The sequence below is a fragment of the Aggregatibacter kilianii genome (assembly GCF_003129965.1).
Taxonomy (GTDB): Bacteria; Pseudomonadota; Gammaproteobacteria; order Enterobacterales; family Pasteurellaceae; genus Aggregatibacter; species Aggregatibacter kilianii_A.
In genome coordinates, this window is record NZ_NRCJ01000001.1 from 42,346 (window position 1) to 57,047 (window position 14,702).

A 14,702-nucleotide genomic window follows, 5' to 3' on the forward strand; every position below is an offset into this window, starting at 1 on the left:
TAACTACGCGCAATTCTAACATTGATAAGAGCAAATCATGAACCAAATTACCTTTAATCAGGAATTAATTGACGATATTTATTCCGCCAACGTGCAGGAGGAACTGCACACCATTAAAGACTTCCTGCGCTGGACTTACACGATCTTTAATCGTTCCGACTTATTCTACGGGCACGGCTATGACAACGCCTGGGACGAAGCGCACCAGCTGGTACTTTCCAGTCTGCACCTGCCGCCCGACTTCCCCGCCGAATTGTACGACGCCCGCTTAACCACGGCAGAAAAGCTCGAACTCATCCGATTAATCATGATCCGCATTGAAAAACGCATTCCGATTGCCTATTTAATTCACAGCGCCTGGTTCTGCGGTTTAGAATTTTACGTAGATGAACGGGTCATCATCCCACGCTCACCTATCGGCGCTCTAATTCAGGATGGTTTCGCCGGCTTGCTGCCGAAAGCACCGCAACGCATTCTAGATATGTGCACCGGCAGCGGTTGCATCGCTATCGCCTGTGCCGAACAATTCCCCGACGCGGACGTGGACGCCGTGGATTTATCCCTCGATGCGCTGAACGTGGCGGAAATCAACATCGAACGTCACAACCTCAGCCACCGCGTTTTCCCGATTCAATCGGATTTATTCTCGCAATTATTGGAAGAACAATACGACCTCATCGTCACCAACCCGCCTTATGTGGATTTGGACGATCTCTCCGATATGCCAGAAGAATTTCACTACGAACCGGAAATGGCGCTCGGCTCAGGCGACGACGGCTTAACCATCACCAAGGAAATCCTCCGCCACACGGCAAACTACCTCACCGACGACGGCGTGCTGGTGTGCGAAGTAGGCAACAGCATGGTGCATTTAATGGAACAATTTCCCCAAGTGTCGTTCCACTGGCTTGAACTTAAAAACGGCGGCGTGGGCGTGTTCGCCTTAACCAAAGCGGAGCTTGTTCAACATCAAGCGGCGTTTGATTAAGCAGGACTGAGATAAAAAGTGCGGTCAAAATTTACGATGGATTTTGACCGCACTTTTGTTTTCTTGATGGTTCAAGTCCCTATGCTTGGACTAGCCAAGTTTCTGCTGGCGCGCGTTTCCTAACGCGTGCTGATAAATTGCCTATAAAACGGCACACGCTGGGAAGCGTGCGCCATCGTTAGAGTGCGCCACATCAAAACTGAAAATCAATCTTTCAGCCCTAACTTTTCCTCGGTATATTTCAGCATTTTTTCCGCTGTTTCTTTGTCATAGAAGAAGCCGGTTTTGAGAGAGAAAGTCTGAGCTTCTTGGTGGAAGAAGATTTGGGTAGCCATTAGGGATTGGGTGAGATTCTCTTGGTTGGAAAAGCGAAGCAGAGCTGCAAATGCCACCTCCTTTTCAGCAGGTAAGTACCGGAAGAGATATTTATAATTTTTACCGACATCCACCACCCCCTTATCTGCTGCTACCTGCCAAGTTAAAAGTTTGAGCAATTCTTTCTGACAAATATCATAGAGATGATCCGCTGCATAAATTAATTGGCGGCGGCGAATGCCTTTGACCACATAGGCTGACACCCACCAAAATTCATTGCAGGATTTTTCAAAATCAGCCGCTGTCGCCGGTGCCGTCCAATAGCATTGGGGAGCGAGCGCATAGGACTGAAAGAGCCCTAGGGGGTCGGTTAGCACTGTGAAATCAGCTTCGCTGTCCAACCATTCTCTGAGATGCTCCTTGGGGCAGAGGGTCAGATCAATCCGATTGCCATCTTCAAAGAGCATAAGAAAGAGTCGGCGATGCTCTAGGGAAACATGCTGTTCAATCATCCGATTACCAAAAAGATCTAGCCAAGTAAGGTCTGTCACAACCTCCTCCAAATCTTCTACTAGGTAAACCACATCATAGTCTTGGAACTCGTCCTTTAATGCATTGGGTGTAGCTCGCGAACCGGACAGGGCGACTGCGGTGACTTTCAAGACCTTGGCGATCCGTAAAATCAGATCAAGTATTTCGGTTTCAGTTCTCATGTAAACTCCGATAGTGCCCCCAAAGACACCTCACTCAAGATGCACGCCATCAAAAGAAGACAAGCGTAGGGTGGGTTTGCTAACCCACCACAGGTTGCCCCCACCATAGATGAAGTCAAGATCTTACCGGTGGGCTGGCGAGCCCACCCTACAAAACAAATACTCTTCTTACACGCGCCAATGAAAAGAAATCTGTGCCATCAAAAAATAAAAAAGTGCGGTCCATTTTAAAAACATTTTTAAAACCGACCGCACTTTTTCACCCAACCAAATTATTTCTTCAACACATCCCGCAATGCCGCACCAATGTCCGCTAAACTTCTCACGGTTTTCACGCCGGCGGCTTCGAGGGCGGCGAATTTTTCATCGGCGGTGCCTTTGCCGCCGCTGATGATGGCGCCGGCGTGTCCCATACGTTTGCCTTTCGGCGCGGTGACACCGGCGATGTAGCTCACCACAGGTTTGGTGACGTGCTGTTTAATGAACGCCGCCGCTTCTTCTTCCGCCGAGCCGCCGATTTCGCCGATCATGACGATGGCTTCCGTTTGCGGATCCTCTTGGAACAATTTCAAAATATCCACAAAGTTGGAACCCGGAATCGGATCGCCGCCGATACCGACGCAGGTGGATTGACCGAAACCTTCATCAGTGGTTTGTTTCACCGCTTCATACGTCAACGTGCCGGAACGAGAAACGATACCGATTTTGCCTTTTTTGTGAATGTCACCCGGCATGATGCCGATTTTGCATTCTTCCGGCGTAATCACGCCCGGGCAGTTCGGACCGATCATGCGCACGCCCGTTTGATTTAAGCGCTGTTTGACCAGCAACATATCCAAAGTCGGAATCCCTTCGGTAATACACACGATTAACTGAATCCCCGCGTCGATGGCTTCTAAAATCGCGTCTTTGCAACCCGGTGCCGGCACGTAAATCACGCTGGCGGTGGCACCAGTGGCTTCCACGGCATCACGTACGGTGTTGAACACCGGTAAGCCTAAATGCGTTGTGCCGCCTTTGCCGGGCGATACGCCACCCACTAACTGCGTGCCGTAAGCCAATGCCTGTTGGGAATGGAATGTGCCTTGTCCGCCGGTGAAGCCTTGGCAAATTACTTTGGTATTTTTATTGACTAAAATTGACATCATTCACTCCTTATAGCTGACCGTTTGCCGCTTTCACCGATTCCACCGCCGCGTCCGTGAGGCTTTTCGCCGCGATAATATTCAAACCGCTGTTGGCCAAAATTTCACGTCCTAAAGGCGCGTTATTGCCTTCCAAACGCACCACCACCGGCACATGCACGCCCACTTGATTTACCGCCGCCACAATGCCTTCGGCAATCAGATCGCAACGCACGATACCGCCGAAAATATTCACCAGTACGGCTTTGACATTGCTATCGGAAAGAATAATTTTGAAGGCTTCCGCCACCCGCTCTTTGGTGGTGCCACCGCCGACGTCCAGGAAGTTTGCCGGCTGTCCTCCATGCAGTTTGACAATATCCATGGTGCCCATGGCAAGACCCGCGCCGTTGACCATGCAACCGATGTTACCGTCCAACGCGACATAATTCAGTTGGTGTAATTCCGCCAATGCCTCGCGCGCGTCACTTTGCGTGATGTCGGACATCGCCGCTAAATCCAGCTGACGATACAGCGCATTACTGTCCACCACGATTTTTGCATCCAGACAGGAAAGTTTACCTTCTTTGGTCACCACCAACGGGTTCACTTCAAGCAACGCCAAATCGCGCTCCACGAACATTTTCGCCAATTGGGTGAAAATATGGGTGAATTGATTGATTTGATCGCCTTTCAAACCGAGCTTAAAAGCCAGTTCACGCCCTTGATAAGGCATCCCGCCCACAAGCGGATCCAAGGCGACTTTGTATAATAATTCCGGGGTTTTCGCCGCCACCTCTTCAATGTTCATGCCGCCGGCAGCAGATGCCATAAACACCACTTTTTGTGAAGAACGATCGATGACTGCACCCAAATAAAGCTCACGATCGATCGCCACCGTTTCTTCCACATAAATAATATTGATCGGTTGCCCGTTGGCATCGGTTTGAAAGGTTACCAAACGTTGCCCCAGCCATTTATCGGCAAATGTACGCACTTCCGCTTCATTACGCACCAATTTCACCCCGCCGGCTTTTCCGCGTCCGCCCGCATGCACTTGGCATTTGGCAACCCAAACATCGCCTTTCAGCTGTTTGATCGCCTGCGCCGCTTCGTCTGCGGTCTTACAAGCGATGCCTCGGCATATGGGTAAATCATACTCGGCAAAAACCTGCTTGCTTTGGTATTCGTGTAGGTTCATACAAAATCCTCTGTTGGGTGATAAATTTCTGATAAAAGTGCGGTTGTTTTTTCAAACATTGTTTCTCAAGGCGTTTTTATAAACCGAAACCGCTTGTCTTGCAAGCAAGAAACAAGCGGTTGTGCGGATTAAATTTCAAGTAATAACCTTGTCGGGTCTTCCAGTAATTCTTTTATCGTTACCAGGAAGCCAACGGATTCGCGCCCGTCAATTAAACGGTGATCGTAACTTAACGCCAGATACATCATCGGGCGAATCACTACCTGCCCGTTTAACGCCACCGGGCGCTCTTTGATGGCGTGCATACCCAAAATGGCGCTTTGAGGCGGGTTGATAATCGGTGTGGACATTAAGGAACCGAATACGCCGCCGTTGGTGATGGTAAAATTACCGCCGGTTAAATCTTCCACTGTCAATTTGCCGTCACGACCTTTTTCCGCCAAGGCTTTGATGGACTTTTCAATGTCCGCCATGGAAAGATTGTCACAATCGCGCAATACCGGCGTCACCAAACCGCGCGGGGTAGAAACCGCGATGCTCACATCAAAATAGTTATGATAAATCACGTCGTCGCCGTCAATGGAGGCGTTCACTTCCGGATAACGTTTTAAGGCCTCCACCACGGCTTTGATGTAGAAAGACATGAAACCTAAGCGCACGCCATGTTGTTTTTCAAATTTCTCACCGTATTGTTTACGTAAATTCATGATCGGCTGCATATCCACTTCATTGAAAGTGGTCAACATAGCAGTCGTGTTTTTCGCTTCCAACAAACGTTCCGCAATGCGTTTGCGTAAACGGGTCATCGGCACGCGTTTTTCGCTACGCGCGGCATACGCCGTGGTGCTGAGAGTATCTTCCGCCACTTGCGGTTGCGCGGCGGCTGCAATGCGTTTGGCAAGCACCGCTTCCACGTCTTCGCGGGTAATTCTACCGCCCACGCCGGTGCCCTTTACATCGGCGACATCGGAAGGTTGTAACCCGTGTTCCGCCAATAAACGACGTACCGCCGGGCCTTGCGCATCGGTCACATGAGGTTCGTCAGGCACTTCTGTGCGGCGATCTTTTGGTGTCGGCTCGGCGGTTTTTTCTAACACGGCAGCTGCCGCCGTCGCCGAATCCTCCAAAGTGCCGAGCACTTGTTTGCTGACTACCGTCGCCCCTTCTTCCTGTAAAATATGGGCAAGCACGCCATCCGACTGAGCAGGCACTTCCAGCACCACTTTGTCGGTTTCAATTTCCACAAGCACTTCGTCGCGTTTCACCACATCGCCCGCTTTTTTATGCCAGGTTGCCACGGTGGCATCGGCAACGGATTCGGGTAAATCAGGGACCAGAATTTCAATCGTCATAATGTTTATTCCTTTTTTATGTTCGCTTATTTATATTCGCTTAATTAAGTCTCAATTCTGCTTAAAAGTGCGGTTGATTTTGGCAGCGTTTTTTCGGGTTAAAAACACCGGGAAAAACGACCGCACTTTACAGACGCGTATTACAGTGTCAGTGCGTCTTCCACCAATTGTTTTTGTTGTTTGGTATGCAATGACATATAGCCTACCGCCGGAGACGCGGAAGCCGGGCGACCGGCATAGGTTAATTTCGTGCCTTCCGGAATGACGGCTTCAAAATTATGTTTACTGGAATACCACGCACCTTGGTTAAGCGGTTCTTCCTGACACCAAACGTAATCCGTCACATGCGCATAAGGGGCAAGCGCCGCTTTCACATCATCATGCGGGAACGGGTAAAGTTGCTCGATACGAATCAAGGCGATGTCGGTTTGTTCGTTTTTACGACGTTGCTCCAACAGATCGTAATACACTTTGCCTGAGCACATAACGACTCGTTTCACTTGGTTCGGTTCGATATTGTCAATTTCGCCGATGACGGTGTGGAAAGTGCCGTTCACCAATTCGTCCATAGTGGAAACCGCCAGCGGGTGACGTAACAGCGATTTTGGCGAAATAGCGATGAGCGGACGACGCATTTTACGAATCGCCTGACGACGCAACATATGATAAACCTGCGCCGGTGTTGACGGGATACACACCTGCATATTTTGTTCGGCGCAAAGTTGTAAATAACGTTCTAAGCGCGCGGAGGAATGTTCAGGGCCTTGACCTTCATAGCCGTGCGGCAACAACATCACCAACCCACACATTCTGCCCCATTTTTGTTCGCCGGAGCTGATAAATTGATCGATCACAATTTGTGCGCCGTTGGCAAAATCGCCGAACTGCGCTTCCCAGATGGTGAGGGTCTTCGGATCCGTTGTGGCATAGCCATATTCAAAGGCAAGCACGCCTTCTTCCGTCAACACGGAATCCCACACTTCAAAACGCCCTTGATTGGCGTGTAATTGGGTCAGCGGCACATAGCCGGTGCCGTCTTTTTGGTTATGTACCACGGCATGACGATGGAAAAACGTACCGCGCCCCGCATCTTCACCGGATAAACGCACATGGGTGCCTTCATCCAGCAAGGTGGCATACGCCATGGTTTCCGCCATACCCCAATCCAACAATTTATTGCCTTGCGCCATTTCGTTGCGATCCGCATAGATTTTTTCGACACGCGGATGCGGCTGCACATAATCAGGATAATGAGCAACCCGTTTTGCCAAGGTTTGGAAGCGTTCCAACGGGAAATGGCTTTCATAAGGCGCCGTCCAATCATAGTTAAGGTATTGCAACCAATCCACTTTCGCCATGTCCATCGCACGCCATTCCGGCACGACACATTCGCCGTTATCCAAAGCATCGCGGTATAAATTGGTGATTTCCGTGGCTTCTTCTTCGTTGATCGTGCCTTCCTGAATTAAACGGTTGGCATAGACTTTCGGCGGAGTCGGGTGTTTTTTGATAATGCCATACATCATCGGCTGGGTGGCTAAAGGCTCATCCGCCTCATTGTGCCCGTGGCGACGATAAGAAATTAAATCGATAAAAATATCCCGTTTAAACGCATTGCGATATTCCACTGCCATGCGTGCGGCAAACGCCACCGCCTCCGGATCATCGCCGTTCACATGAATAATCGGCGCTTGGATCATTTTTGCGATGTCGGTACAAAATTCGGTGGAACGGGTGTCGTTCGGGTTGGAGGTGGTGAAACCGATTTGGTTGTTGATGACGATACGAATAGTGCCGCCCACTTTGTAGCCACGCGCATTAGACATATTCAGGGTTTCCTGCACGATCCCCTGCCCTGCCACGGCGGAGTCGCCATGGACGGTAATGGCAAGCACTTTATTGTGCTCGGAATCCTGTTTGCGGGTTTGTCTGGCGCGCACGGAGCCTATCACCACCGGGCTGACGATTTCTAAATGAGACGGGTTAAACGCCAGAGTTAAATGCACCCGTTTGTCGTCCACCGCAAAATCGGAAGAAAAACCTTGGTGGTATTTCACATCGCCGGTGCGATTGGTTTCCGCGTGTTTGCCGGCAAACTCATCGAACAATTCTGCCGGTTTTTTACCCAATACGTTCACCAGCATATTCAGACGTCCACGGTGCGCCATGCCGATCACAATATCATCAATCTCGTTACGCCCGGCATGACGAATAATTTCCTTCATCATCGGAATAAAGGCGTCACTGCCCTCTAACGAAAAGCGTTTCGCCCCCGGGAATTTTGCGCCTAAGTAACGCTCCAAACCGTCTGCTGCGGTAAGCTCTTTAAGCAGATTGACCTTTTCATCTTTAGAGAAAAGCGGCTGTTGGATCCATTTTTCCTGCTTGCTTTGCAGCCAATTGCGCTGTTCCATATCATGAATATGCATAAATTCCAAGCCGATATTGCCGCAATAGGTCGCTTTCAAATCACGCGCCAACTCGCTGAGTTTAACGGTTTCTTTGCCATAAACGGCGTAGTCGATATTAAAACTTTCATCTAAATCGGCATCGGTTAAACCGTGTTGGTGATAATCTAATTCGGGAACGCTTGAAGTTTTCCAACGGTAGTAATTGAGGGGGTCAAGAGTGGCTTCGATATAACCACGGGAGCGATAAGCATTGATGAATTGTAAAACTTTGACTAATTTAGCACTGGCTTCGGGGTCGATTACGGTGACGTTCTGCGAACGATTCTCTCGTGCTAAACGGCGGAAATAATCCCGCACGACGGAATGGGGTTGTTCAAGTGCGGTGGATTTTGGCAACGCTTTAAAAATCTCCTGCCAGCTGTCATCCACGCTGTTCGGATCCTCAAGATAACTTTCATAAAGCTCTTCAATATACGCTTGATTCGCCCCACCTAATGCGCTCGAAGCAAGCCATTCCTGTAAAGAATTATGCTGCATAAATACCACCTTAAACAAATACACTAACAAATTACGTGATGACATAGACCACAAGACACGTCTTCACTTTCAAGAGACACATTATGCCTGAGAAATTTAATTGATACTGTGATCTAGGTTGGAATTTTTACAAAAATTTAACGTTTCTCCGAAAAGTACGGTCATAAAATCCAATAGATGTTGAACCTTAGCTTTGCCAACTGCGCCGCAAGAGCGAATAAATCACTGAAGCGATTTATGTGTAAAAATCAAAAGATTTTCCACGGTTCTTATTGCAATCATTTATTGCTGTTTCACATAAGGATTTGTCTTTTTTTCCACACCAATCGTTGTGTAAGATCCATGCCCCGGAATAATAATCATATCATCGTCCAGTTTATATAACTTGTCGCGAATGGAGGAAATAATGTCTTCATAACTACCACCCGGAAAATCCGTGCGTCCGATACCGCTTTTAAACAGCACGTCTCCGGTAAACGCAACCCGTTTTTGATGTTCGATAAACCCGATGTGTCCCGGCGTATGCCCCGGCAAGTGTAAAATTTCAAAAGTAAAATCGCCGATATGCAAAATTTCGCCTTCTTCATTAAGCCAACGATCCGGCTCAAAGGCATCTACTTCAAATAACATACCGAATTTTTCCGATTGCTGCGGCAAACTCTTGAACCAATAATCATCTTTGGAATTTGAACCGAGGATTTGTACATTAAAATGTTTTTTCAGCTTTTCCGCCGCCCCCACATGATCCAAGTGTCCGTGAGTTAGCAAAATCGCCTGCAAATTCAAGCCGAGTTCTTCAATACGTTTGATTAATTTGTCCGCCTCACCGCCCGGATCAATAATTGCTGCATTTTTATTATCGTCCCAAATTAAGGAACAGTTTTGCTGAAACGCGGTGACGGGGATAATTTCAATATTCATAACAACCAGCCTTATTTATTCAGTAAAAAACCGCACCAAAGTGCGGTCACAAAAAACAATGTTTTTTGAACGTTGGCTTGCCAACGGCCCTATAGGGCGAACAATCGAACTTGATTCGATTGTGAGTAAAAAACTCAGTGTTTTTAAAGACGGATTAACTCCCACGCCAAGTGCGAACAGGACCAGTATCCATATGAACGAAATTACTGCGCGGATAAAAACCGACACCGCCGTCATTCAGCGCCTCTACAGCATCACGTAATTTTGCCAAAGGCACGCCGTCAATACGGAAATCAATAGCTTGACCGCGAATATGATAGCTGTTGCTGGCAACACCGCGACTACGACGGTGCATCGCCGCATTGCTGGCAGCGGAACGATATCCACAAATAATTTGAATTTCCGTGTTGCGCAATCCAAGATTTTGCTGAACCCGATAAAACTTCGTGAAAAGTCGCGGATCCATTCTGTGCACTTGATTGTTGCGTTTGTCGCGCAATAAATGATCTAAAAGTCGTAATGTCGTATTGGAAAACCCGCGTCCCATGACAAATTCTGCACTTAATTTTTCTTGGGTGTTAATGTTGCGAAAACTCAACATACGGGGTCTAGGGGTTGAAACCACGGCTAAAACGGTATCAGGCAATAAAGTTGCGCCCAATACAATGCCGCCTAAAGATAACCATTTACGACGTCCATGGTTAATATTGCTCATTATGTATTCCTAAATATGTTTAAAATCTGTTGCTTTGACTCAAGTTATAAATGTTAGTTCGAGACTAAAGCTGAATATATTTCTTCAAAACGTCCCAGTCAATATAACTCAAGTTCGGCGCCTTGTCATAGCCGTAAACATCCGGCAAGGTGTGTACTTGATTTTTATCAACCCAGGCAGTGACGTAATACAAGAAAACCGGGTTATCGGATTTAATACTTGCCGATGTAGTTTTTCTGCTTTTCAGCACATTTTGTTTTCTTTCATCCGTCCAACCGGCTTCTTTTAACAGAATGCTCGCCAATTCATCGGATTTTTCTACACGCACGCAACCGGAACTCAAATTACGTTTTTTGTTGCCGAATAAACTGCGTTTCGGCGTATCGTGTAAATAAATAGCATCAGAGCTTGGCATATTAAATTTATAGTTACCCAAAGCACTATTATCACTTGGCACTTGACGTAAACGATATGGGAATTTCTTCGCCGTCATGTTTTCCCAGTCAATTGTGTACGGGTCAATGGTATTGCCTTTACCGTCAATGATCGTATAACCGTTACGATAAATATAACTTGGATCGCGACGTACTTTCGGAATAATGTCTTCATTAATCAAGCGGGTCGGCGCATTCCAAGGCGGATTCACCACCACATTGCTTAAACGGCTAAACATCACCGGCGTTTTACGTTTTTCGGTGCCGACAATCACTCGGGAATTTAAAATCAGCTTACCGTCACGGTAATAATGTAACTGATAGCTCGGAATATTAACGAAAATGCCGTTATCAAATTCCGGCAAAATGCGCAAACGTTGTGCATTAATGGCAAAACGATGCAATTCATTAATGCCGTTTTTGTCAAATTTACCATCAAGAATCAAACTTTCAACTTTGGCTAAGGTTTGCTTAAATAATGGATTTTCACTGGATAAATTATTCACAAAATTAAAAACATCATTATTTTTAACCGCACTTACCCAGGAAGCAATTTGGTTTTCATCCGGTTTTCCGGCTTTGTAACTATTTTCCGAATACAGCCATTTTTGCGCGGATTTTTTCACATTATTGGCATAAAACAAATAATCTAAAAATGCGTCGGTTAGGATCACATCCTGCACAAAGGCGTCTTTATCGGCAGACTGACTCACCGCATTCAACGCATTGGCGGAACGTTTGGAAATGCCGCTTGCCACCATTAAAGCGTAATCACGCAAAAACTGCTGTTTGGCTTTTTCATCCTGCCACAGCGGGGCAAAATTATTTTCTGCATAGACTTTGGCAATTAACGGCTTAAATTGCAACTCGGTATCACCAACGCGTTCAGCCAGAGCCTGTTCTGCCTGCTGTTGTTTTTCTGCTGCCAAACGTTCTTCTTCCGCTTTTTTCTCCGCAGCAAGGCGCTCTTCCTCCGCTTTCGCTTCCAGATCCAACTGTTGCTGCGTTAACCCCAAATCGGTTTGGGATTGAGTTTGCTCTGTAGCTGCTTCTTGCGGCTTAATGTCTTCGGCGACCGCATTTCCCACATAAAAAGCGGTAACTAACGCCAATGTTGCCAACTTAAAAGACTTTGTATTCATTAATCGCTGTTCCTTAATTTCTCTAAACTTCTGCAAAAACGACCGCACTTTTAAAAAGTGCGGTCAGAAAATTTAATATTTCTTACTGCGCAGATTTATCCGCTTCTTTTAGCTCGGTTTTCTCCGCTTCAAATTTTGCCACATCCGCCGCAATCGCCTCAGCTTCTTTCAGGAAGAAATCCGGCGCTTCGTAGTCTTTCGGCAAGTCATTAATGTCTTTCAACGGTTTCTTACCTTCACGTTTAAAACGCTCATTAATGTCTTTCAAACGTTTTTCGTCATCTTTATCATTTTCCGCTTTGCGTTTTTGATAATTCAACGATAAGAACTTACGATCACGACGTTCATCACGCACTTTTAAATCTTCATTTAACGCAATAAACTCCGGATTTTTCGCCATTCTTTCATTGTGTCTCTTGGTTAATTCGGCAACGGCGTTACGCGCTTTGGTCACTTCGGAATAATTCACCGACGGGATTTTATCCCAAGGCAACGCATTATCTTCTTTTTCCTCACCATATTCTTTCGCATCAATCACATCCGGGAATTTAATATCCGGCGCAACGCCTTTCAATTGAGTGCTTCCGCCATTAATACGATAGAATTTTTGAATGGTATATTGAATTAAACCGAGCGGGGTTTGATCCAAATCGTACACAAAGTTAAGAGAACGGCTTTGCTGAACCGTGCCTTTTCCATAAGTATTTTGTCCGAGAATGATACCGCGATTGTAATCCTGAATTGCCGCAGCAAAAATTTCGGAGGCGGATGCACTGAAGCGGTTAATCATCACCAATAACGGACCGGTATATTGTTGCATATTGTCCGGATCTTCGTGCACGCGAATACGTTGATAAGCGTCGCGTACCTGCACCACCGGACCATCGCTAATGAACAAACCGCTCAAACCGACAGCTTCGGTTAACGCACCGCCGCCGTTTTCACGCAAATCCACAATTAACGCGGCAGCTTTTTTGTTCTTCATTTCTACCAATAATTTTTTCACATCTTCCGTTAAACCGAGGTAGAAACTTGGAATTTTGATTACCGCAACATTCACGCCGTCAACTTTCTCAACGGTTAATTTAGCCGCTTGATCTTCAATACGAATTTTATCGCGCACTAAAGTGACAATACGGGATTTTCCGCCTTTTGCCGGTTCCACTTCCAAGCGCACTTTAGAACCTTTTCTGCCTTTGATCTTGTCAACGATGTCTTCCAAACGCCAACCGACCACATCTTCGATTTCGCCTTTTTCCTGACCGACACCGATAATTTTATCGCCGGCTTTTAATTTTTTACTGCGCTCGGCAGGTGCGCCGGGCACCAAGGATTTAATGCTGGTTTCATCATCTTCCGCCTGCAATGTCGCACCGATACCCTCTAAGGATAAGTTCATGCTTTCATTGAAACTTTTGGCGGTACGCGGAGCGAGATAACTGGTATGCGGATCAATTTCACGAGCAAAAGCATTTAGGTAAGTTTGCACCACATCGTCCGCTTTTGTTTGGGTTAATCGACGAATGGCCAGATTGTAACGTTTTATTAATTTTTCTTTGATTTCAGGCCATTTTTTATCTTTTAATTTCAGACTAATGATGTCGTTTTTAACACGTGCTTCCCATAATTTATCGGCTTCCGCTTCGGTTTTCGGCCAAGCGGCTTTTTCACGATCAATTTCAATTTGATCATCGTCGTTTAAATTCGGCTCTTTATCCAATAAAGACAGCGCATAACGATAACGCTCGTAACGGCGTTTCATCATTAAATCGTACATACTAAAAGCAATATCTAAATTGCCCGCATTCAGTTCGTCATCAATTTTATTGCCGTATTTGGCACGCATTTCATCAATGTCGGATTGTAAAAAAGTCGTGCGATTGAAATCTAATGCTTTGAGATAACGGTCAAAAATCTTTTCCGAAAATGCATCATCCAGTTGAAATTTACGGTAATGGGACTGAGTTAAACGGGTAGTCGCACGCTTCGTGGCGAACATATTAGATTCTGATGGTTGTAAAGACACCAAATCACTTTGTTTTAATTTCGGCTGTACCGCGTCCGCAACCTGAGTATTAAGAAAAAGAGAACTTAATACAAGTGCGGTCAGATAACTTTTTGTTTTAGTAAATTTCATTCAAACTTTCCTAATTAAAATACGGCAATAAACAAAGCTATCCGTGAAAGATAGCTTTATTAAAAGAAGTTAAGCAAATAAACGATCTGCCGTTACAGTAATCACCAAACCGTTTTCCAATTCCACTCGGGCGGCATCTTTTGACACCTCCAGGATAGTTGCGTTTTTCGCACGATCGCCCGCTTTGACTTTCACCTGCTGACCAACCTGTACAGCAGCCATATCAACGTGATTTAAGTTAAATTTAGGCTTAGGTTTACGGGCATTTTTTTCACCTTGTTTTTGAGGGCGACGGGCAGGACGTTTTTTCTCATTTTCACCTTTTGCCGCTTTTTCCGCCGCACGTTTTTGTGCAACCAAGGCTTTGGCTTCCGCTAATTGTTGCGCTGCGTGTTCGGCATGCTCCTGCTCCAATTCACCTGCCGGATTACCTTGCAAGTCCACACGCACCGCACCGGCTTTACAGCCGTGTAAATAACGCCAGTTGGAGGTATATTGACGCAATGCTTGGCGGAGTTGGGTTTTGCTGACGCGCTCATCATCTTTTAATGCTTCGCTTAAATCCTGAAACAAACCGATTTTTAACGGTTTGGCCTCCCCCTCAATAGAAAAACATAGCGGAAATTTTTCCGCTAAATAGGCAATAATTTCTTTATTATTCGTTAACTTTTGTACTTCTGTCATTACGAAATCCTGCATAGATTTTAAGTAG

At 46.4% G+C, this 14,702-nt stretch carries 11 protein-coding genes; 1 reads left to right on the plus strand and 10 read right to left on the minus strand.

What is annotated here, in order from left to right; translation table 11 throughout:
* Positions 1-37 precede the first annotated feature (37 nt).
* Entirely contained in the window at positions 38-988 is a 951-nt protein-coding gene (prmB, locus tag DK430_RS00225; RefSeq protein ID WP_109077111.1) for a 50S ribosomal protein L3 N(5)-glutamine methyltransferase, read from the plus strand.
* Between the two features lie 206 nt (positions 989-1,194).
* Here the strand turns inward: prmB and DK430_RS00230 are convergent, their stop codons facing one another.
* The 10 genes from DK430_RS00230 to proQ form a co-directional block, all read right to left on the minus strand.
* Positions 1,195-2,016, minus strand: coding sequence for an aminoglycoside 6-adenylyltransferase (locus tag DK430_RS00230; RefSeq protein ID WP_109077112.1), 822 nt, complete (start codon positions 2,014-2,016; stop codon positions 1,195-1,197).
* Positions 2,017-2,288: 272 nt separating this feature from the next.
* Positions 2,289-3,161, minus strand: coding sequence for a succinate--CoA ligase subunit alpha (gene sucD, locus DK430_RS00235; protein ID WP_109077113.1), 873 nt, complete (start codon positions 3,159-3,161; stop codon positions 2,289-2,291).
* Between the two features lie 10 nt (positions 3,162-3,171).
* Positions 3,172-4,341 carry an ADP-forming succinate--CoA ligase subunit beta gene (gene sucC / locus DK430_RS00240; RefSeq protein WP_109077114.1) on the minus strand — a complete coding sequence of 390 codons (1,170 nt, stop codon included), beginning with the start codon at positions 4,339-4,341 and terminating at the stop codon, positions 3,172-3,174.
* Between the two features lie 128 nt (positions 4,342-4,469).
* The gene (odhB, locus tag DK430_RS00245; protein ID WP_109077115.1) at positions 4,470-5,693 is read right to left on the minus strand and encodes a 2-oxoglutarate dehydrogenase complex dihydrolipoyllysine-residue succinyltransferase; all 1,224 of its coding nucleotides are present in this window, start codon (positions 5,691-5,693) and stop codon (positions 4,470-4,472) included.
* Positions 5,694-5,833: 140 nt separating this feature from the next.
* On the minus strand, positions 5,834-8,641 hold the full coding sequence (sucA, locus tag DK430_RS00250) for a 2-oxoglutarate dehydrogenase E1 component (protein WP_109077116.1): 2,808 nt from the start codon (positions 8,639-8,641) through the stop codon (positions 5,834-5,836).
* Between the two features lie 282 nt (positions 8,642-8,923).
* A complete protein-coding gene (locus tag DK430_RS00255) occupies positions 8,924-9,562 on the minus strand; it encodes an MBL fold metallo-hydrolase (protein ID WP_109077117.1) in 639 nt (212 codons plus the stop codon).
* A gap of 154 nt (positions 9,563-9,716) precedes the next feature.
* Positions 9,717-10,277 (minus strand): peptidoglycan L,D-endopeptidase MepK, encoded by a 561-nt coding sequence (gene mepK / locus DK430_RS00260; protein WP_109077118.1) that lies wholly within the window; start codon positions 10,275-10,277, stop codon positions 9,717-9,719.
* A gap of 64 nt (positions 10,278-10,341) precedes the next feature.
* Entirely contained in the window at positions 10,342-11,853 is a 1,512-nt protein-coding gene (locus tag DK430_RS00265) for a L,D-transpeptidase family protein (protein ID WP_109077119.1), read from the minus strand.
* Positions 11,854-11,935: 82 nt separating this feature from the next.
* Positions 11,936-13,990 (minus strand): carboxy terminal-processing peptidase, encoded by a 2,055-nt coding sequence (prc, locus tag DK430_RS00270; protein ID WP_109077120.1) that lies wholly within the window; start codon positions 13,988-13,990, stop codon positions 11,936-11,938.
* A gap of 69 nt (positions 13,991-14,059) precedes the next feature.
* Complete coding sequence (proQ, locus tag DK430_RS00275) at positions 14,060-14,674, minus strand: RNA chaperone ProQ (protein ID WP_162616786.1); 615 nt, start codon at positions 14,672-14,674, stop codon at positions 14,060-14,062.
* Between the last annotated feature and the right edge of the window lie 28 nt (positions 14,675-14,702).